Genomic DNA, 18,345 nt, shown 5'->3' on the forward strand with positions numbered 1-18,345 from the left:
TCAGCGGTCGAGGGAGCGGACGTTCCGGGTGACGGCCGCGCGGGCCGCGAGCGACCCGTCGTCGGGGTAGTCGACGCCGACGAGCCGCAGCCCGTGCGCGGCGACGACGTGGATCTCCGAGGACCGCCGACCGGCGGTGAGCAGCGAGGCGGGCCAGGCGACGGGGCGGCGCCCCTCCCCGACCGCGAGCAGCGCGCCGACCAGCGAGCGCACCATGGAGTGGCAGAACGCGTCCGCCGAGAGCCGGACCTCGACGACGTCCCGCTCGTCCGGCGAGGGGTGCCAGCTCAGGTGCTGCAGCTCGCGGATCGTGGTGGCGCCGGCCCGGGGCCGGCAGAAGGCCGCGAAGTCGTGCTCGCCGAGCAGGGCGCGGCTCGCCCCGGCCATCGCCGCGACGTCGAGCGGCCGGGGCCAGCGGAGCGTGTCGCGGGCTCGCAGCGGTGCCGGACCGGAGGGCGCGGTGCAGACACGGTAGGCGTAGTGGCGCCGCACGGCGGAGAACCGGGCGTCGAAGCCGGCGGGGGCGGGCGCCGCCCGGTGGACCCGGACGTCCGGCGGCAGCATGCGGGCGAGCCGGCGGACCAGCCCGTCGGGCACGGTCCCGTCGGCGGCGAGGAGGGCGTTGCCCGGCGTCAGGTCGGTGTGGACGACCTGGGCGTCGGCGTGCACGCCGGCATCGGTGCGCCCGGCGACGGTCAGCGCGACCGGCTGCCGCGCGAGGGTCGTCAGCGTCTCCTCGAGCACGCCCTGCACGGTGCGCAGGTCCGGCTGCCGGGCCCATCCGGCGAAGTCGGTGCCGTCGTAGGCGAGGTCGAGCCGCAGCCGGACCGGGGCCGGAGACACCCCGGGCCCGCCGTCGTGGTCGACGGCGGGCCCGGGGTGGTCGTGCTCGGGAGCGGGTCCGGTCAGGACTCGTCCTTCTTGTCGGTCGCCAGACCGGCGGCGTCCGCGGCGTTGTCCGCCATCGGCTCCGGCACCTCGTCGGTCGAACCGGTGGCGTCCGCCTCGGCCTCGGCCGTGGTGGCCTCCGACTCCAGCACCGGGGTGTCGGCGTCGGTGCCCACGGCCTCCTCGGCCGCCGCACCGTCGGCGGTGGTGTCCTCGGACTCGGCCGCGGCGATCGTGGCGGCGGTGGCCGCCGCACCGGTGGCCGCGCCGCCGACCTCGGTCTGCCGCGAGGCGGCCGAGCGGGTGGCCGCCGACGCCTCGGTCGAGGCCAGCTTCTCGTTGACCAGCTCGATGATCGCCATCGGCGCGTTGTCGCCCTTGCGGGGCAGCGTCTTGATGATCCGGGTGTAGCCACCCGGCCGGTCGGCGAAGAACGGGCCGATCTCGGCCATCAGGCGGTGCACGACGTCCTTGTCGCGGATCTGCTGGGAGATCTCGCGGCGGTTGTGCAGGTCGCCCTTCTTCGCCTTCGTGATCAGGCGCTCGGCGTACGGGCGCAGGCGCTCGGCCTTGGCGCGCGTGGTGTGGATCCGGCCGTGCGTGAAGAGCGACGTGGCCAGGTTGGCCAGCAGCAGCTTCTGGTGCGCGGGGGATCCGCCGAGGCGGGGGCCCTTGGTGGGCTGGGGCATGCTCGTGCTCCTGTCTCAGGCGCCTTTCCTCCCCGGCCCGCGAGCGGGCCGGGGAGGGGGCAGTACGTCAGAGCTCTCGACGGTCTCTAGAGCTGCTCGGTCTCGGCGTAGTCCTGGCCGTCGTCGTTGCCGAACGACCCGTACCCGCCGCCCTCGCCGTAGGACTCGTAGCCCTCCGACGGGTAGTCGGACGCGGCCGCGCTCGGGTCGAACCCGGGCGGGCTGTCCTTCAGGGCCAGCCCGAGGCCGGCCAGCTTCATCTTGACCTCGTCGATGGACTTCGCACCGAAGTTGCGGATGTCCAGCAGGTCGGCCTCCGACCGGCCGACGAGCTCGCCGACCGTGTGGATGCCCTCCCGCTTGAGGCAGTTGTAGGACCGGACCGTGAGGTCGAGGTCCTCGATGGGCATCGCGAACGCGGCGATCGAGTCCGCCTCGGCGGGCGAAGGCCCGATCTCGATGCCCTCGGCGTCGACGTTGAGCTCGCGGGCCAGACCGAACAGCTCGACGAGCGTGCGGCCGGCGGACGCGATGGCGTCGCGCGGAGTGATCGAGGGCTTGGTCTCGACGTCGAGGATCAGCTTGTCGAAGTCGGTGCGCTGCTCGACGCGGGTCGCCTCGACCTTGTAGCTGACCTTGAGCACCGGCGAGTAGATCGAGTCGACCGGGATGCGGCCGATCTCGGCGCCGGAGGCCTTGTTCTGGGCGGCGGGGACGTAGCCGCGGCCACGCTCCACCACCAGCTCGACCTCGAGGCGGCCCTGGTCGTTCAGGGTCGCGATGTGGAGGTCCGGGTTGTGCACGGTGACGCCGGCGGGCGGGACGATGTCCCCCGCGGTGACCGTGCCCGGGCCCTGCTTGCGCAGGTACATCGTCGCCGGCTCGTCCTCCTCGGAGCTCACGACGAGCTCCTTGAGGTTCAGGATGATGTCGGTGACGTCCTCCTTCACCCCCGGGACGGTGGTGAACTCGTGGAGGACCCCGTCGACCCGGATCGAGGTCACGGCCGCGCCCGGGATGGACGACAGCAGGGTCCGCCGCAGCGAGTTGCCGAGGGTGTAGCCGAAGCCCGGCTCGAGCGGCTCGATGACGAACCGCGACCGGGTCTCGTCGACCGGCTCCTCCGAGAGGGCCGGGCGCTGGGAGATCAGCACTCTGGTCTTTCCTTCCGATGCTCGGGCATCCGCTATTTGATGCCGAACGGTGGAACCCGGGAACGCCGGGACGGCGTCCCCGGGTGGGTCGAGCTACTTGGAGTAGAACTCGACGATCAGCTGCTCGGAGACGGGCGTGTCGATCTGCGACCGCTCGGGCAGCTGGTGGACGAAGATGCGCAGCGTCTCCGGGACGACCTGCAGCCAGCCGGGGACCGGACGGTCACCGAACGACTCCTTCGCGTCCACGAAGGGCAGCATGTTCCGCGACTTGTCGCGGACGTCGATGATGTCGTACTGCGTCACCCGGAAGCTGGGGACGTCGACCTTCTGGCCGTTGACCAGGAAGTGGCCGTGCCCGACGAGCTGGCGGGCCGCACGGCGGGTGCGGGCCAGGCCGGCGCGGTAGACCACCGAGTCGAGGCGCGACTCGAGCAGGCGCAGGAACTCGTCGCCGGTCTTGCCCTCGCGACGGTTCGCCTCCTCGTAGTACTTGCGCATCTGCTTCTCGAGGACCCCGTAGGTGAAGCGGACCTTCTGCTTCTCCTGGATCTGCATGAGGTACTCGGATTCCTTGATGCGGATCCGACCGTGCTGCCCCGGGGGGTACGGACGGCGCTCGAAGGACTTGTCGCCGCCGACCAGGTCGACCTTGAGGCGACGGGACTTGCGGGTGACGGGACCGGTGTAGCGAGCCATCTCTCTTCTCTCCTCTCGCCCTAGACCCGGCGCCGCTTGGGCGGGCGGCAGCCGTTGTGCGGCTGCGGGGTGACGTCGGAGATGGTCCCGACCTCGAGGCCCGCGGCCTGCAGCGAACGGATCGCGGTCTCACGACCGGACCCCGGGCCCTTGACGTAGACGTCGACCTTCTTCATGCCGTGCTCGGCCGCCTTGCGGGCCGCGTTCTCGGCGGCCATCTGGGCGGCGAACGGCGTCGACTTGCGCGAGCCCTTGAAGCCGACGTGGCCGGCGGAGGCCCACGCGATCACCGCACCGGTCGGGTCGGTGATCGAGACGATGGTGTTGTTGAACGTGCTCTTGATGTGGGCCTGGCCCTGGGAGATGTTCTTCTTCTCCCGGCGGCGCACCTTCTTGGCGCCCGCGGCGCCGGCACGAGTCCTGGGTGGCATACGAAAGCTCCTGGTGAGGTGATCGGGCCCCGCTTACTTGCGGGTGGCCTTCTTCTTGCCGGCGACGGTCTTCTTCGGGCCCTTGCGCGAGCGGGCGTTGGTCTTCGTCCGCTGGCCGTGGACCGGGAGGTTGCGCCGGTGACGCAGGCCCTGGTAGCTGCCGATCTCGACCTTGCGCCGGATGTCCGCCTGGACCTCACGCCGCAGGTCACCCTCGACCCGGAGGTTCTGCTCGATGAACGCGCGGATCGCCGCGGCGTCCGAGTCGCTCAGGTCCTTGCTCCGCAGGTCCGGGTCGATGCCCGTCTCGCGGAGGATCTCCTTGGACCGGCTGCGGCCGATCCCGAAGATGTAGGTCAGCGCGATCTCCATCCGCTTCTCGCGGGGGAGGTCGACGCCGGAAATGCGTGCCATGTGGCGCGTACTCCTCGTGTCATGTCAGGGAGGTGTCGGACCCCGTCCGTCCCGACGACCGCTGTCGCCGGGCCCCGGCCTCCCGCCGGGGGTGGTTCCGCCGGGACGATGCCGGCGTAGGTACGGGGGTGTGCTCACCCGGGAGTCCCCGGGCGTGGGGGCGTCAGCCCTGACGCTGCTTGTGCCGCAGGTTGTCGCAGATGACCATGACCCGCCCGTGACGGCGGACCACCTGGCACTTCGCGCAGATTCGCTTGACGCTCGGCTGGACCTTCACGATCTCGTCCTCGCTGCCTGGTTACTTGTAGCGGTAGACGATGCGGCCGCGCGACAGGTCGTACGGCGAGAGCTCGACCACGACCTTGTCCTCGGGGAGGATTCGGATGTAGTGCTGCCGCATCTTGCCGCTGATGTGGGCCAGGACCTTGTGCCCGTTCTCGAGCTCGACCCTGAACATCGCGTTGGGCAGGGGTTCGACGACCCGGCCCTCGACCTCGATGGCGCCGTCCTTCTTCGCCATGTCCTCCGCACTCTCGCGCCGCCGTGGATCCCGCGTCCCCCGGTCTCGTCCGGGGGGCACACTCACCGCGGCGGCTTCGTCGTCCCGCCGTGCCACCACCGCGCGGGTGCGCGGCGGATCGGGTGCGAGCCGAGGTGCCGGACCCCACCGGCCCGGGAAGGCACACGCGAGACTCGGCACGACACGCGCACCAGCTCCTCAGTGTACGCGGGGCGTGTCGACGGCCCGGAGGGCGGGTGCGTCCCCCGTCAAGGAGTCAGCATTGACCGTTTCTCCCCGCGGCGCCACGATGTCGACCACCGAGGAATCGAGGAGGAGTACGTGGACGTCGACGGTGTCGTCGCACTGGTGACCGGCGGGGCGTCCGGCCTGGGCCGGGCGACCGTGGAGAAGCTGCACGCGCGGGGCGCGTCGGTGGTGATCGTGGACCTGCCGTCGTCGGCGGGGGCCGACGTGGCGCAGGAACTGGGCGAGCGGGCGGTGTTCTCCCCCGCCGACGTGACCGACCCCGAGCAGGTGTCGCAGGCGATCGACGCCGCGGCCGGCCTGGGCACGCTGCGGGTCGCGATCAACTGCGCGGGGATCGGCAGCGCGCATCGCACCGCGGGCCGCAAGGGACCGTTCCCGCTCGAGGACTTCACCCGGGTGCTGAACGTGAACCTGGTCGGCACGTTCAACGTCATCCGGCTCGCCGCCCAGGCCATGAGCGAGAACTCCGCGCTCTCCGACCCGGGCGTGGACACCGGGGACCGCGGCGTCATCGTCAACACCGCCTCGGTCGCCGCCTTCGACGGCCAGATCGGGCAGGCCGCCTACTCGGCCTCCAAGGGCGGCATCGTCGGGATGACCCTGCCCATCGCGCGCGACCTCGCCTCGATCGGCATCCGGGTCTGCACGATCGCGCCCGGCCTGTTCCACACCCCGCTGTTCGCCACGCTGCCCCAGGAGCACATCGACTCCCTCGGCGCGCAGGTCCCGCACCCGTCGCGCCTCGGCGACCCGGCCGAGTACGCGGCCCTCGCCGCGCACATCGTCGAGAACCCGATGCTCAACGGCGAGACGATCCGGCTCGACGGCGCCATCCGCATGGCCCCGAAGTAGGCCCGGTCCGGCCCGCCCTCACGTCCGGGGGCGGGCCACCGCACGGCCGACGCCGCCGAGGGCCAGCGCGACGCCCCACGGCCCGGCGACCCAGATCCACCACGGGTACACGACGGCCGCGCTCCCGAGCGACACGGCCAACCAGATCAGGACGTTGACCGCGCTCACCGTCGCCCACGCCGCGACCGCGCCCCGGCCGGAGCCGCACGGTCCCGGGAAGGCCGGGAGCGCCGGGACACCGGGCGGGACGGGCGCGAAGGCCCGCAGCCCGTCCGGACGCCGGGTCGGCGCCGGTCGCTGCACCGGCACCCGGGCCGGCGGGACCGCTCCCGCCGGCAGGTCGGTGAGCAGCGGCACGAGATCGTCGCGCACCACCGCCGCGTGGGCCGCGCGGACGCGCTCGTCGTACTCGACCAGCGTCAGTCGGCCCTCGCCGTGCGCGGTCAGGAGCCGCCGCGCGACCTCCTCGCGCTCGGCGTCCGACACCCGCACCGCACCGTGCTCCGCCATCCCGGCCTCCCCGGTTCGTCCCGTGAAGGCAGAGTACCCGGATAGCGGAGAGTTCAGCTATCCGATCCTGTGGTGAGCACCCGAGGTCCCTCGTCGGTGACCGCCACGGTGTGCTCCCAGTGCGCGGCCCGCCCGCCGTCGAGGGTGACCACGGTCCACTCGTCGTCGAGCTCGTCGGTCTCCGGGTCGCCCGCGGTGAGCATCGGCTCGACGGCGAGGACCATGCCCTCGCGGAGCCGCAGCCCGGTGCCGGCGCGGCCCACGTTCGGCAGGAACGGCTCCATGTGCATCTCGGTGCCGATCCCGTGGCCGCCGTAGTCGGCGACGATGCCGAACGGTCCGCCGTCGGGGGTTCGATGGCGCGCGACCTCGCTCTCCACCGCGTGCGAGACGTCCCCGAGCCGGTTGCCCGGACGGACCTCGGCGATCCCGGCCCACATCGCGGCCCGGCAGGCGGCGGACAGCGCCTCGTCGCCCGGACGCACCGTGCCGACGTGCAGCGTCACCGCGGCGTCGCCGTGCCAGCCGTCGAGGATCGCCCCGCAGTCGACCGAGAGCAGGTCGCCGTCCGCCAGCACGGTCGTGGCGGCCGGGATGCCGTGCACGACCTCCGCGTTCACCGACGCGCAGATGCTGCCCGGGAAGCCGTGGTAGCCGAGGAAGGAGGGCACCGCCCCGGCCTCGCGGATCGTCGTCTCGGCGAGCTCGTCGAGCTCCCGGGTGGAGACCCCGACGGCCGCCGCCGCGCCGACCCGCTCGAGCGTCGCGGCCACGACCAGGCCGGCCGCCCGCATGGCCTCGATCTCGCCGCGGCTCTTGAGCTGGACGTCCGTGCCGAAGCGGCCGCCGGACAACCGTCCGGCGACCCGACCGAGACCGGCGGTCACCTCCGCGAGACGTCCTCCGGAGAGACCACCGGCACCCACGCGGCTCAGTCCTCCGGCTCGTCGGCCAGCGCGTCCATGGCGCGGTCGGTGACCTCGTCCATGCTGCCCATGGCGTCGACCTTGACGAGGATGTCGCGGTAGTACTCGATCAGCGGGGCGGTCTCCCGGCGGTAGACCTCCTGCCGGTTGCGGATGACGTCCTCGGTGTCGTCCGACCGGCCGCGCGCGGTGAGGCGCTGGATGAGCTCCTCGTCGTCGACCTCGAACAGGAGGACGGCGTCCAGGCGCTGATCGAGGTCGGAGAGCACGGTGTTCAGCTCGTCGGCCTGCGAGGTGTTCCGCGGGAAGCCGTCGAGCAGGAAGCCCTCGGCGGCGTCGGACTGCGCCAGGCGGTCCTTGACCATCGCGACGGTGACCGCGTCCGGCACCAGGTCGCCCGCGTCGACGTAGCGCTGGGCCTCCTTGCCGAGCTCGGTCTCGTTCTTCATGTTCTCGCGGAAGAGATCGCCGGTGGAGATGTGCGGGGCGGCGAGCCGCTCCGACAACCGCGCCGCCTGCGTGCCCTTCCCGGCCCCGGGCGGTCCCACCAGAACGATCCTCATGTCCACTCTCCTCTCCTGCGCCGACCCACGTCGGCCACCGACCCATCCTGCCCGGAGGGCGCCTGGGGCGCTCCCCGTCGAGGGGGCGGGACCGTACCCGGTCGTCAGCGCAGGAAGCCCTCGTAGTTGCGCTGCATCAGCTGGCTCTCGATCTGCTTCACCGTGTCCAGGCCGACACCGACCATGATCAGCACCGCGGTCCCGCCGAAGGGGAAGTTCTGGTTCTGACCCTGGCCCGTGATGCCCAGGAAGAAGTTCGGGAGGACAGCGATGATGCCCAGGTAGATCGATCCCGGCAAGGTGATGCGCGACAGCACGTACTGCAGGTACTCCGCGGTCGGCCGACCCGGACGGATGCCGGGGATGAACCCGCCGAACTTCTTCATCTCGTCCGCCCGTTCCTCCGGGTTGAACGTGATGGCCACGTAGAAGTACGTGAAGAAGATGATCAGTGCGAAGTACAGGACGATGTGGACCGGGTTCGACTGGTTCGCGAGGTAGTTCTGCACGAACACCGCGAAGCCGGACGTCGAGTTGCCCACGAGCCGCGACAGCAGGTCGGGCAGGTAGAGCAGCGACGAGCCGAAGATGACCGGGATGACACCGGCCTGGTTGACCTTGAGCGGCAGGTAGGTCGACGTCCCGCCGTACATGCGCCGCCCGACCATGCGCTTGGCGTACTGCACGGGGATGCGCCGCTGACCCTGCTCGACGAACACGACGCTCGCGATGATGGCGAGGCCGAAGAGGCAGACGACGGCGAAGACGAGGCCGCCGGAGCTGGAGAGGATCTGCTGGCCCTCGGCCGGGATGCGGGCCGCGATCGAGCAGAAGATGAGCAGCGACATGCCGTTGCCGACGCCGCGCTCGGTGACCAGCTCGCCGAACCACATGATGACCGCGGTGCCGGCCGTCATGACCAGCACGATCACCGCGAGGTCGAAGATGCCCGCGTTCGGCAGGATCGGGAACTGGCTCGGGTCGCAGTTCTGGAACAGCTGTCCCCGGTCGGCGAGTGCGACGATGCCGGTGGACTGCAGGATCGCCAGCGCGATCGTCAGGTACCGCGTGTACTGCGTGAGGGTGCCCTGGCCGGACTGCCCCTCCTTCTTCAGCTGCTCGAACCGCGGGATGACCACGGTGAGCAGCTGCACGATGATGCTCGCGGTGATGTAGGGCATGATGCCCAGCGCGAAGATCGACAGCTGGAGCAGCGCCCCGCCGGAGAACAGGTTGATCAGGGCGTAGACGCTCTGCGAGTCGCCGCCCTCGACCTGGCGCAGACAGGCCTGCACGTTCGTGTACGAGACGCCGGGCGCCGGGAGGGTGGCACCCAACCGGTACACGGCCACGATGCCGAGCGTGAAGAGGATCTTCTTGCGCAGGTCCGGCGTCGCCAGCGCGGACCGCACGGGGCCGAGCACTCGGACCTCCAGCTGGTTCGTCGATGTCCGGCCCCGCCGCGCTACCGGGTGTCCCGGCCGGCACGGCCGACGCCCCGACGTGGTGCGGGGCGGTCCGACGAGACGCGGATCGGCCTGCAGGCGAGCGTAACAGCAGACGAGAACGGGCCCGGAGGTGCTCCGAGGGAGCTCCTCCGGGCCCGGTGGCGCGGTGGGGTGCGGACTACAGGACGGTGGTCGTCCCGCCCGCGGCACCGATCTTCTCGCTGGCGGCGCCGGAGAACGCGTGCGCGCTCACCTGCAGCGTCACCGAGCCGAGGTCGCCCTCCCCGAGCACCTTCACCGGGTGCCCGGCGCGGACGGCGCCGGCGGCCACGAGCTCGGCCGGGCCGACCTCGCCGCCGTTCGGGAACAGCCGCGCGAGGTCGCCGATGTTGACGACCTGCGCCACGACCTTGTTGCGGTTGCGGAAGCCCTTGAGCTTCGGCAGGCGCATCTGGAGCGGCATCTGGCCGCCCTCGAAGCGCGCGGGCACGTTCTTGCGGGCGCCCGTGCCCTTCGTACCGCGACCGGCCGTCTTGCCCTTCGAGGCCTCACCGCGACCGACGCGGGTCTTCTCCGTCCTGCTCCCGGGAGCGGGACGGAGGTGGTGGAGCTTGAGCGGGGACTCGCTCATGTCAGACCTCCTCGACCGTGACGAGGTGCCGCACGGTGTGGATCAGCCCGCGGTTCTGCGGGTCGTCCGGCCGCGTGACCGTCGCGCCGATCCGGCGCAGGCCCAGCGTGCGCAGGGTCTCGCGCTGGTTGCGCTTGCCCCCGATCACGGACTTGATCTGCGTGACCTTGAGGTCGGCCATGGGTCAGACCCCCTGACCGGCGCGCTGGCGCAGCATCCGCGCCGGCGCGACCTCGTCGAGCGGCAGACCCCGGCGGGCCGCGACGGCCTCGGGCACCTGCAGCGCCTTCAGGGCCGCCACCGTGGCGTGCACGATGTTGATGGCGTTCTGGCTGCCCAGGGACTTGGACAGGATGTCCTGGATCCCTGCGCACTCCAGGACCGCGCGCACCGGGCCACCGGCGATGACACCGGTACCGGGGCTCGCGGGGCGCAGGAGCACGACGCCGGCGGCGTCCTCACCCTGCACCGGGTGCGTGATGGTGCCGCCGATGCGCGGGACGCGGAAGAAGTTCTTCTTCGCCTCCTCCACGCCCTTGGCGATCGCGGCCGGCACCTCCTTGGCCTTGCCGTAGCCCACCCCGACCTCGCCGTCGCCGTTGCCGACGATGACGAGCGCGGTGAAGCTGAAGCGGCGGCCGCCCTTGACGACCTTGGCCACGCGGTTGATGGCGACGACGCGCTCGAGGTGCGGCGTCCTGTCCTGGGCGCCGCCGCGGCCGCCGCCCTGACGGTCGCGGTCGCGCCCGCCCTGGCCGCCGCCCTCGCGGCGCTGAGTGCCCGGCATCAGGCGTCCTTCCCTTGCGTGTACGTGACGAGGCTGGCCATCAGAACGTCAGGCCCCCCTCGCGGGCCGCGTCCGCGAGCTGCGCGATGCGGCCGTGGTACCGGCGCCCGCCGCGGTCGAACACGACCGCGTCGATGCCGGCGGACTTGGAGCGGGAGGCGACGAGCTCGCCGACCTTCGCGGCCTGCGCCTTCTTGTCGCCCTCCAGCCCGCGGACGTCGGCCTCCATGCTGGAGGCGTGGGCCAGCGTGTGTCCCGCCAGGTCGTCGATGACCTGCGCGGTGATGTGCCGCGAGGACCGGGTGACGACGAGGCGCGGACGCTCCGGCGTGCCCTCGACCTTCTTGCGGAGGCGGGCGTGCCGACGGACGAGGCCGGCGCGGCGGGTCTGCGAGACGCTCTTGCCGACCGTGGTGCGCTTCTGGGTGGTCGCTTCAGCCATCACTTACCCGTCTTCCCGACCTTGCGGCGGATCTGCTCGCCGGCGTACCGGACGCCCTTGCCCTTGTACGGGTCGGGCTTGCGCAGCCGCCGGATGTTCGCGGCCACCTGGCCCACGACCTGCTTGTCGATGCCCTGCACCGAGAAGCGGGTCGGGTTCTCGACCGCGAACGTGATGCCCTCGGGCGCCTCGATCCGGACCGGGTGGCTGTAGCCGAGCGCGAACTCGAGGGTCGAGCCCTTGAGCTGCACGCGGTAGCCGACGCCGTGGATCTCGAGCTTGCGCTCGTAGCCCTGGGTCACGCCCAGGACGAGGTTGTTCAGCAGCGAGCGCGAGAGCCCGTGCAGCGCGCGGTTCTCCCGCTCGTCGTTCGGGCGCGAGACCGACAGCACGCCGTCCTCGAGCTGCACCGAGATCGGACGGTCGACCGTGTGGCTCAGGGTGCCCTTGGGCCCCTTCACCGTGACGTTCTGGCCCTCGACCGCGACGTCCACGCCGGACGGCACGGTGATCGGGGCCCTACCGATGCGAGACATGGTTCGGTTCCCCTCTCCGCTACCAGACGAAGGCGAGGACTTCCCCGCCCATCCGTCGCTGGTGGGCCTGACGGTCGGTCAGCAGCCCCGAGGACGTCGAGATGATCGCGACGCCGAGGCCACCGAGCACGCGCGGCAGCTCGGTCGACTTCGCGTAGATGCGCAGGCCGGGCTTCGAGATGCGCTTGAGGCCGGCGATGCTGCGCTCACGGTTCGGCCCGTACTTCAGGTCGATGACCAGGGACTTGCCGACGGCCGCCGGCTCGTCGCGGTATCCCGCGATGTAGCCCTGCTCGAGCAGGACCTGGGCCACGTGGGCCTTCAGCTTGCTGTGCGGCATGGTCACGCTCTCGTGGAACGCCGAGTTGGCGTTGCGGATGCGCGTGAGCATGTCCGCGATGGGGTCGGTCATCGTCATCGCGACCAGGTCACCTTCCTCGCCGTGGTACCCCGGGTCGTCCGGCGGACGGACGACCTCGTGGCGGGCCTGCGGCGTCCGGGGCGGGTCAGAGAAACAGAGGGGTGCGTCGTGCCCTGGGAGTCCTGTCCGAGCAGGTGCTCCCGGTGGGCGACGCGCTGGATGAGCTCGAGCAGCTGCGGGTCGATCGGACGACCCGGCAGCTCCTCCTCGGTCACGGTCTCGGCCGTGTCGGGCGCGCTCACCACGAGGACTTGCTGACGCCCGGGAGCTCGCCCCGGTGCGCCATCTCGCGCAGGCAGACGCGGCAGAGCCCGAACTTGCGGAGCACCGCACGCGCGCGCCCGCAGCGGTTGCAGCGGGTGTAGCCGCGGACCTTGAACTTCGGGGTCGCGGCGGCCTTGTTGACCAGTGCCTTCTTCGCCATGCTCAGTTCTCCCTGAACGGGAAGCCGAGGGCGCGCAGCAGGGCCCGGCCTTCCTCGTCGGTGGTCGCGGAGGTGACCACGGTGATGTCCATCCCCCGCGGCCGGTCGATCGAGTCCTGGTCGATCTCGTGGAACATCGTCTGGTCCGACAGACCGAACGTGTAGTTGCCCGCGCCGTCGAACTGCTTCGGCGAGAGCCCACGGAAGTCGCGGATACGCGGCAGGCTGATCGAGACCAGGCGGTCGAGGAACTCCCACATCCGCGCCCCGCGCAGCGTGGTGCGCGCACCGATCGGCATGCCCTCGCGCAGCTTGAACTGCGCGATGGACTTGCGCGCCCGGCGGATCTCCGGCTTCTGGCCGGCGATGAGGGTGAGGTCGCGGACCGCGCCCTCCATCAGCTTCGAGTCGCGCGCGGCCTCGCCGACGCCCATGTTCACGACGACCTTGACGACGCCGGGCACGAGCATCGGGTTCTCGTAGTGGAACTGGTCCGTCAGCTCCTGACGGATCGCGTCCCGGTACCGCTGCTGCAGCCGGGGACGGGCCTCGGTGCTGGTCACGAGATGTCCTTCCCGTTGCGGCGCGAGACGCGCACGCGCTTCTGCTCGCCCTCGCCGCCGTCGCGGTAGCCGACGCGGGTCGGCTTGCCGTCCGAGTCGACGACCATCACGTTCGAGACGTGGATGGCGGCCTCCTGCGTGACGATCCCGCCGGACTGCGCGCCCCGCTGGTTGGCGGACTGGGCGGTGTGCTTCTTGACCCGGCCGACGCCCTCGACGAGGACCTTGTCGCGGTCGGGGTAGGCCTGGATGACCTTGCCCTTCGCGCCCTTGTCCTTGCCGGCGATGACGAGGACCGTGTCGCCCTTCTTGACCTTCATCTGGCTACAGCACCTCCGGCGCGAGCGAGATGATCCGCATGAACCGCTTGTCGCGGAGCTCACGGCCGACCGGGCCGAAGATGCGGGTCCCGCGCGGCTCGCGGTCGTTCTTGATGATCACCGCGGCGTTCTCGTCGAACTTGATGTACGAACCGTCCGGGCGGCGCTTCTCCTTGACGGTGCGCACCACGACGGCCTTGACGACGTCGCCGCGCTTCACGCCGGACGCCGGGATGGCCTCCTTGACGGTGGCCACGATGACGTCGCCGATGCCCGCGTAACGGCGGGACGAGCCACCGAGCACACGGATGCACAGGATTTCCCTGGCACCCGTGTTGTCGGCGACCCGGAGTCGCGACTCCTGCTGGATCACTGCTTCTCTCCTGACCTTCCCGGCGGCGAGCGCCGGATGGTTTCGACGTGGCCCTCGGCGAGGGGTATTACTTGGCCTTCTCGAGGATCTCGACGAGGCGCCAGCGCTTCGTCGCCGAGAGCGGCCGCGTCTCCATCAGCAGGACGCGGTCGCCCGGGCCGGCGGTGTTGTGCTCGTCGTGCGCCTTGACCTTCTTGGTCCGGCGGATGACCTTCGAGTAGCGCGGGTGCTTCACCCGGTCCTCGAGGCTCACGACGATCGTCTTGGACATCTTGTCCGAGACGACGAGGCCCTCGCGGGTCTTGCGCAGGCCGCGCTCGTCGTTCCGCTCGCCCGGCTTCTGCTCGGCAGGGGCGTCGGCCTTGACCTCGCTGCGCACCTGCTCGCTGTCAGCGGCGCTGGTCATGCCGCCCCTTCCTCGTCAGGGGCCGCGGACAGTCCGAGCTCACGCTCGCGCATCACCGTGTAGATGCGCGCGATGTCGTGGCGGACGGTCCGCAGCCGGCGGTTGTTGTCGAGCTGCCCGGTCGCCATCTGGAACCGGAGGTTGAACAGCTCGGCCTTGGCCTCACGGGCACGCGCGACGAGGTCCTCGGCGGACAGCTCGCGCAGCTCGCTGGCGGGGGTTCCCGCTGCCATCAGAACGCCTCCTCGCGGGTGACGATGCGGCAGCGCATCGGCAGCTTGTGCTGCGCGCGACGCAGTGCCTCACGGGCGGTGGCCTCGTTGGGGTAGCTCATCTCGAACATGACCCGGCCCGGCTTCACGTTCGCGATCCACTTCTCCGGCGAGCCCTTGCCGGAACCCATGCGGGTCTCGGCGGGCTTCTTGGTGAGCGGACGGTCCGGGAAGATGTTGATCCAGACCTTGCCGCCACGACGGATGTGGCGGGTGATGGCGATACGGGCCGACTCGATCTGGCGGTTCGTCACGTAGCCGTGCTCGAGCGCCTGGATGCCGTAGTCGCCGAACGACATCTGCGTGCCGCCCTTGGCGGCACCGGACCGGTCCGGCCGGTGCTGCTTGCGGAACTTGACCCGGCGGGGCATCAGCATGGTCAGGCCTCCGATCCGGTGGTCGCGGGCGCGTTCGCGGCCTGCTCGGCGGCGGCGCGCCCGGCCTCGGTGCCCGAGCCGGTCGTGCCGGAGGCGCCGGAGCGCCGGCCACGCGGACGGTCGTTGCCGCCCCCGCGGTTGCCGCGGCGCGGCTCGCGGGTCGCGGCGTCGAGCGCCGCCTGGCGCTCGGCCTCGCGCTTGCCGCCGACGACGTCGCCCTTGTAGATCCAGACCTTCACGCCGATGCGGCCGAAGTTGGTCCGGGCCTCGAACAGGCCGTAGTCGATCTCGGCGCGCAGCGTGTGCAGCGGCACCCGGCCCTCGCGGTAGAACTCCGAGCGGGACATCTCGGCACCGCCGAGTCGGCCGGAGCACTGCACCCGGATGCCCTTGACGCCCGGCGAACGCATGGCCGACTGCATGGCCTTGCGCATCGCGCGGCGGAACGAGACGCGGTTGGACAGCTGCTCGGCGACGCCCTGCGCCACGAGCTGCGCGTCCGCCTCCGCGCCCTTGACCTCGAGGATGTTCAGCTGGACCTGCTTGCCGGTCAGCTTCTCGAGGTTGCCGCGCAGCCGGTCCGCCTCGGCGCCGCGGCGGCCGATGACGATGCCCGGACGGGCGGTGTGGATGTCGACGCGGACCCGGTCCCGGGTGCGCTCGATCTCGACCTTGGAGATGCCGGCCCGCTCCATGCCCTTGGAGAGCATGCGGCGGATCTTGACGTCCTCGGCCACGTAGTCGGCGTACTGCTTGTCGGCGTACCACCGGGACTTCCAGTCCGTGGTGATGCCCAGACGGAACCCGTGCGGGTTGATCTTCTGACCCATCAGCGGGTCCTTCCCTTCGAGCGCCGGCGACCACCCTTGTCCGCCTCGGTCACCGAGGTGACCTCGACGGTGATGTGGCTGGTGCGCTTGCGGATGCGGTACGCACGCCCCTGCGCCCGGGGCTGGAACCGCTTCATGGTCGGGCCCTCGTCCACGGTGATCGTCGAGATCACGAGCGTGGCGGGGTCCAGCGCGAAGTTGTTCTCGGCGTTGGCCACCGCGCTCGCCACGAGCTTGGCCACCGGCTTGGCGGCGGCCTGCTCGGCGAACTGCAGCACCGAGGCGGCCCGGTCCACGGGCATGCCGCGGACCAGGTCCACGACACGGCGGACCTTCATCGGCGACATGCGCACGTAGCGCGCCCGAGCCACGGCGCTCCGGGGCGTCGTGCCGGTGTCGGCTGGTGCAGACATCGTTCGTCTACCTTCCTGGTTTCGCGGGTCGTGACCGGCGGGTGCGTGCCTAGCGGCGACGCGACCGACGGTCCTCCTTGACGTGCCCGCGGAACGTGCGGGTCGGGGCGAACTCGCCGAGCTTGTGCCCGACCATGGCCTCCGAGACGAAGACCGGGACGTGCTTGCGCCCGTCGTGCACGGCCAGCGTGTGGCCGAGCATGTCCGGGATGATCGTCGAGCGGCGCGACCAGGTCTTGATGACCGACTTGCGGTTCGAGTCGTTCAGCGCGTCGATCTTCTTGAGCAGGTGGTCGTCGACGAACGGCCCCTTCTTGACACTGCGTGGCATCGCTGTCTCCCTCCTGCTCTATCGCTTCTTGTTCTTGCCGGTACGCCGGCGGCGCACGATCATGCGGTCGCTCTCCTTGCGGCCGCGGGTGCGGCCCTCCGGGGTACCCGCCGGGTTCACCGGGTGGCGGCCACCGGACGTCTTGCCCTCACCACCACCGTGCGGGTGGTCGACGGGGTTCATCGCGACACCGCGCACCGTCGGGCGCTTGCCGCGCCAGCGGTTGCGGCCCGCCTTGCCCCAGTTGATGTTCGAGTGGTCGGAGTTGCCGACCTCGCCGATCGTCGCGCGGCAGCGCACGTCGACGTTGCGGATCTCGCCGGACGGCATCCGGAGCTGGGCGTACGGCCCGTCCTTGGCCACCAGCTGCACCCGGGCGCCGGCGGAGCGCGCGATCTTGGCGCCGCCACCGGGGCGGAGCTCGATCGCGTGCACCACGGTGCCGGTCGGGATGTTGCGCAGCGGGAGGTTGTTGCCCGGCTTGATGTCGGCGCGGACGCCGCTCTCCACCGCGTCACCCTGGCCGAGACGCTCCGGCGCGATGATGTAGCGCTTCTCGCCGTCGGCGTAGTGCAGCAGGGCGATGCGGGCGCTGCGGTTCGGGTCGTACTCGATGTGCGCGACCTTGGCCGGCACGCCGTCCTTGTCGTTGCGGCGGAAGTCGATCAGCCGGTAGGCCCGCTTGTGGCCGCCACCCTGGTGCCGGGTGGTGATCCGGCCGGTGGCGTTGCGGCCGCCCTTGTTGTGCAGCGGGCGGATGAGCGACTTCTCCGGGTGGTCACGCGTGATCTCGGCGAAGTCCGAGACGCTCGCGCCACGCCGCCCGGCGGTCGTCGGCTTGTACCTGCGAATTCCCATGGTTGCTGACTCCCCTAGGCCCCGGGCCCGCCGAAGACGTCGATCGTCCGGCTCTCGGGCGTCACGGTGACGACGGCGCGCTTGGTGTCCTTGCGCTTGCCGTAGCCGGTGCAGGAACGCTTGCGCTTCCCCTCACGGTTGAGCGTGTTCACGCTCGCCACCGTCACGTCGAAGATCTCCTGCACGGCGATCTTGATCTGGGTCTTGTTCGCGTCCGGGCGCACCAGGAACGTGTACTGGCGCTCCTCGAGAAGGCCGTAGCTCTTCTCCGAGATCACCGGCGCGATGATGATGTCGCGCGGGTCCGCGATCACTGGTCGACCTCCTCGGCGCGCGCGGTGCGGGCGCTCACGAACGCGTCCAGCGCCGCCGACGTGAAGACCACGTCGTCCGCGCGGAGCACGTCGTAGGTGTTCAGCTGGTCCGGCGTCAGCAGGTGCACGGCCGGCAGGTTCGCGACGCTGCGGCGACCGGCCTCGTCCTCCCGGGCCACGACCGCCAGCACCGTGCGGTGCTCCCGGTCCGCCGTGATGACGCCGGCGAGGGCCGTCCGGGCGCCCTTGGTCGAGGGCGTGGCGCCGTCGACGAGCGCGGAGAAGACGTGGATCCGCTCGTGGCGGGCCCGGTCGGACAGCGCACCCCGGAGGGCGGCGGCCTTCATCTTCTTCGGGGTCCGCTGCGAGTAGTCCCGCGGCGTCGGCCCGTGCACGGTGCCACCGCCGGTGAACTGTGGGGCGCGGGTCGAACCCTGGCGGGCGCGGCCGGTGCCCTTCTGGCGGTACGGCTTCTTGCCGCCGCCCCGGACCTCGCCGCGGGTCTTCGTGTCGTGCGTGCCCTGGCGGGCCGCGGCGAGCTGCGCGGTGACCACCTGGTGCATCAGCGCGGTGTTCGCGGGCGCGTCGAAGAGGTCGCCGGGGAGCTCCGCGGTGCCGTCCGTGCCGCCCGTGGGCGTGTGGACGGTGACCGTGCGGGTCTCGCCGGTCGCGGCGCTCAGCTGCGCCTCGCGGCGCGCGGAGCG

Annotated in this window: 32 protein-coding genes; 1 reads left to right on the plus strand and 31 read right to left on the minus strand. The window is 71.3% G+C overall.

The genetic code is table 11. From position 1 onward, the window contains the following. The 8 genes from truA to infA form a co-directional block, all read right to left on the minus strand. Positions 1–843 (minus strand): tRNA pseudouridine(38-40) synthase TruA, encoded by an 843-nt coding sequence (gene truA, locus LN037_RS20005; RefSeq protein WP_230755920.1) that lies wholly within the window; start codon positions 841–843, stop codon positions 1–3. Between the two features lie 62 nt (positions 844–905). Next, the gene (rplQ, locus tag LN037_RS20010; RefSeq protein WP_230755922.1) at positions 906–1,577 is read right to left on the minus strand and encodes a 50S ribosomal protein L17; all 672 of its coding nucleotides are present in this window, start codon (positions 1,575–1,577) and stop codon (positions 906–908) included. Between the two features lie 86 nt (positions 1,578–1,663). Continuing rightward, positions 1,664–2,731 (minus strand): DNA-directed RNA polymerase subunit alpha, encoded by a 1,068-nt coding sequence (locus LN037_RS20015; protein ID WP_018330938.1) that lies wholly within the window; start codon positions 2,729–2,731, stop codon positions 1,664–1,666. Positions 2,732–2,824: 93 nt separating this feature from the next. Then, the gene (rpsD, locus tag LN037_RS20020) at positions 2,825–3,430 is read right to left on the minus strand and encodes a 30S ribosomal protein S4 (protein ID WP_230755924.1); all 606 of its coding nucleotides are present in this window, start codon (positions 3,428–3,430) and stop codon (positions 2,825–2,827) included. A 20-nt stretch (positions 3,431–3,450) separates the two neighbouring features. After that, the gene (gene rpsK / locus LN037_RS20025; RefSeq protein WP_230755926.1) at positions 3,451–3,861 is read right to left on the minus strand and encodes a 30S ribosomal protein S11; all 411 of its coding nucleotides are present in this window, start codon (positions 3,859–3,861) and stop codon (positions 3,451–3,453) included. Positions 3,862–3,894: 33 nt separating this feature from the next. Further along, complete coding sequence (gene rpsM, locus LN037_RS20030) at positions 3,895–4,275, minus strand: 30S ribosomal protein S13 (protein WP_018330935.1); 381 nt, start codon at positions 4,273–4,275, stop codon at positions 3,895–3,897. A gap of 163 nt (positions 4,276–4,438) precedes the next feature. Further along, positions 4,439–4,552: a 50S ribosomal protein L36 gene (gene rpmJ, locus LN037_RS20035; protein WP_018330934.1), complete on the minus strand. Its 114-nt coding sequence runs from the start codon at positions 4,550–4,552 to the stop codon at positions 4,439–4,441. A 21-nt stretch (positions 4,553–4,573) separates the two neighbouring features. Continuing rightward, a complete protein-coding gene (gene infA, locus LN037_RS20040) occupies positions 4,574–4,795 on the minus strand; it encodes a translation initiation factor IF-1 (protein ID WP_018330933.1) in 222 nt (73 codons plus the stop codon). 321 nt (positions 4,796–5,116) lie between these two features. On the opposite strand from infA, the gene LN037_RS20045 reads away from it, so the two are divergent. Beyond that, on the plus strand, positions 5,117–5,896 hold the full coding sequence (locus LN037_RS20045; RefSeq protein WP_230755928.1) for a 3-hydroxyacyl-CoA dehydrogenase: 780 nt from the start codon (positions 5,117–5,119) through the stop codon (positions 5,894–5,896). An 18-nt stretch (positions 5,897–5,914) separates the two neighbouring features. Here LN037_RS20045 and LN037_RS20050 read toward each other — a convergent pair whose 3' ends face one another. The 23 genes from LN037_RS20050 to rplD all read right to left on the minus strand — a co-directional run bounded on the left by LN037_RS20050 (position 5,915) and on the right by rplD (position 18,321). Next, the gene (locus tag LN037_RS20050; protein ID WP_230755930.1) at positions 5,915–6,406 is read right to left on the minus strand and encodes a DUF1707 SHOCT-like domain-containing protein; all 492 of its coding nucleotides are present in this window, start codon (positions 6,404–6,406) and stop codon (positions 5,915–5,917) included. Between the two features lie 53 nt (positions 6,407–6,459). Further along, positions 6,460–7,293, minus strand: coding sequence for a type I methionyl aminopeptidase (gene map / locus LN037_RS20055; protein ID WP_308286167.1), 834 nt, complete (start codon positions 7,291–7,293; stop codon positions 6,460–6,462). A gap of 44 nt (positions 7,294–7,337) precedes the next feature. Then, on the minus strand, positions 7,338–7,895 hold the full coding sequence (locus LN037_RS20060) for an adenylate kinase (protein WP_230755931.1): 558 nt from the start codon (positions 7,893–7,895) through the stop codon (positions 7,338–7,340). Positions 7,896–7,999: 104 nt separating this feature from the next. After that, positions 8,000–9,319 carry a preprotein translocase subunit SecY gene (gene secY, locus LN037_RS20065; protein ID WP_230755933.1) on the minus strand — a complete coding sequence of 440 codons (1,320 nt, stop codon included), beginning with the start codon at positions 9,317–9,319 and terminating at the stop codon, positions 8,000–8,002. Between the two features lie 202 nt (positions 9,320–9,521). Further along, positions 9,522–9,974, minus strand: coding sequence for a 50S ribosomal protein L15 (gene rplO, locus LN037_RS20070; RefSeq protein WP_230755935.1), 453 nt, complete (start codon positions 9,972–9,974; stop codon positions 9,522–9,524). Position 9,975: 1 nt separating this feature from the next. After that, on the minus strand, positions 9,976–10,155 hold the full coding sequence (rpmD, locus tag LN037_RS20075) for a 50S ribosomal protein L30 (RefSeq protein WP_230755937.1): 180 nt from the start codon (positions 10,153–10,155) through the stop codon (positions 9,976–9,978). A 3-nt stretch (positions 10,156–10,158) separates the two neighbouring features. Next, entirely contained in the window at positions 10,159–10,761 is a 603-nt protein-coding gene (gene rpsE, locus LN037_RS20080) for a 30S ribosomal protein S5 (protein ID WP_018330924.1), read from the minus strand. A gap of 40 nt (positions 10,762–10,801) precedes the next feature. After that, on the minus strand, positions 10,802–11,203 hold the full coding sequence (gene rplR / locus LN037_RS20085) for a 50S ribosomal protein L18 (protein ID WP_230755939.1): 402 nt from the start codon (positions 11,201–11,203) through the stop codon (positions 10,802–10,804). Beyond that, positions 11,203–11,739, minus strand: a complete 537-nt coding sequence (gene rplF / locus LN037_RS20090; protein WP_230755942.1) for a 50S ribosomal protein L6 — start codon at positions 11,737–11,739, stop codon at positions 11,203–11,205. Before rplF ends, rplR begins: the two co-directional genes overlap by 1 nt. Before the next feature lie 19 nt (positions 11,740–11,758). Beyond that, positions 11,759–12,157: a 30S ribosomal protein S8 gene (gene rpsH / locus LN037_RS20095; RefSeq protein WP_230755944.1), complete on the minus strand. Its 399-nt coding sequence runs from the start codon at positions 12,155–12,157 to the stop codon at positions 11,759–11,761. A gap of 241 nt (positions 12,158–12,398) precedes the next feature. Continuing rightward, positions 12,399–12,584, minus strand: coding sequence for a type Z 30S ribosomal protein S14 (locus LN037_RS20100; RefSeq protein ID WP_018330919.1), 186 nt, complete (start codon positions 12,582–12,584; stop codon positions 12,399–12,401). A 2-nt stretch (positions 12,585–12,586) separates the two neighbouring features. Further along, a complete protein-coding gene (gene rplE / locus LN037_RS20105; protein ID WP_230755946.1) occupies positions 12,587–13,147 on the minus strand; it encodes a 50S ribosomal protein L5 in 561 nt (186 codons plus the stop codon). Further along, positions 13,144–13,467, minus strand: a complete 324-nt coding sequence (gene rplX, locus LN037_RS20110) for a 50S ribosomal protein L24 (protein ID WP_230755948.1) — start codon at positions 13,465–13,467, stop codon at positions 13,144–13,146. The genes rplE and rplX overlap by 4 nt, the downstream gene beginning before the upstream one ends. A 4-nt stretch (positions 13,468–13,471) precedes the next feature. Beyond that, positions 13,472–13,840, minus strand: a complete 369-nt coding sequence (gene rplN, locus LN037_RS20115) for a 50S ribosomal protein L14 (protein ID WP_018330916.1) — start codon at positions 13,838–13,840, stop codon at positions 13,472–13,474. Positions 13,841–13,907: 67 nt separating this feature from the next. After that, a complete protein-coding gene (rpsQ, locus tag LN037_RS20120) occupies positions 13,908–14,246 on the minus strand; it encodes a 30S ribosomal protein S17 (RefSeq protein WP_305058992.1) in 339 nt (112 codons plus the stop codon). Then, positions 14,243–14,479: a 50S ribosomal protein L29 gene (gene rpmC, locus LN037_RS20125; protein WP_230755955.1), complete on the minus strand. Its 237-nt coding sequence runs from the start codon at positions 14,477–14,479 to the stop codon at positions 14,243–14,245. Before rpmC ends, rpsQ begins: the two co-directional genes overlap by 4 nt. Further along, on the minus strand, positions 14,479–14,895 hold the full coding sequence (gene rplP, locus LN037_RS20130; RefSeq protein ID WP_230755957.1) for a 50S ribosomal protein L16: 417 nt from the start codon (positions 14,893–14,895) through the stop codon (positions 14,479–14,481). The genes rpmC and rplP overlap by 1 nt, the downstream gene beginning before the upstream one ends. 2 nt (positions 14,896–14,897) lie before the next feature. Further along, positions 14,898–15,725, minus strand: coding sequence for a 30S ribosomal protein S3 (gene rpsC / locus LN037_RS20135; RefSeq protein ID WP_230755959.1), 828 nt, complete (start codon positions 15,723–15,725; stop codon positions 14,898–14,900). Continuing rightward, positions 15,725–16,138: a 50S ribosomal protein L22 gene (gene rplV, locus LN037_RS20140; RefSeq protein ID WP_230755967.1), complete on the minus strand. Its 414-nt coding sequence runs from the start codon at positions 16,136–16,138 to the stop codon at positions 15,725–15,727. Before rplV ends, rpsC begins: the two co-directional genes overlap by 1 nt. 49 nt (positions 16,139–16,187) lie before the next feature. Continuing rightward, a complete protein-coding gene (gene rpsS / locus LN037_RS20145; RefSeq protein WP_018330910.1) occupies positions 16,188–16,469 on the minus strand; it encodes a 30S ribosomal protein S19 in 282 nt (93 codons plus the stop codon). Between the two features lie 18 nt (positions 16,470–16,487). Beyond that, positions 16,488–17,327 carry a 50S ribosomal protein L2 gene (gene rplB, locus LN037_RS20150; protein ID WP_230755970.1) on the minus strand — a complete coding sequence of 280 codons (840 nt, stop codon included), beginning with the start codon at positions 17,325–17,327 and terminating at the stop codon, positions 16,488–16,490. 14 nt (positions 17,328–17,341) lie between these two features. Continuing rightward, the gene (gene rplW, locus LN037_RS20155) at positions 17,342–17,641 is read right to left on the minus strand and encodes a 50S ribosomal protein L23 (protein WP_230755972.1); all 300 of its coding nucleotides are present in this window, start codon (positions 17,639–17,641) and stop codon (positions 17,342–17,344) included. Further along, positions 17,638–18,321, minus strand: coding sequence for a 50S ribosomal protein L4 (gene rplD, locus LN037_RS20160; protein ID WP_230756095.1), 684 nt, complete (start codon positions 18,319–18,321; stop codon positions 17,638–17,640). Before rplD ends, rplW begins: the two co-directional genes overlap by 4 nt. Positions 18,322–18,345 lie beyond the last annotated feature (24 nt).

This window comes from Actinomycetospora soli (assembly GCF_021026295.1).
Classification (GTDB): Bacteria; Actinomycetota; Actinomycetes; order Mycobacteriales; family Pseudonocardiaceae; genus Actinomycetospora; species Actinomycetospora soli.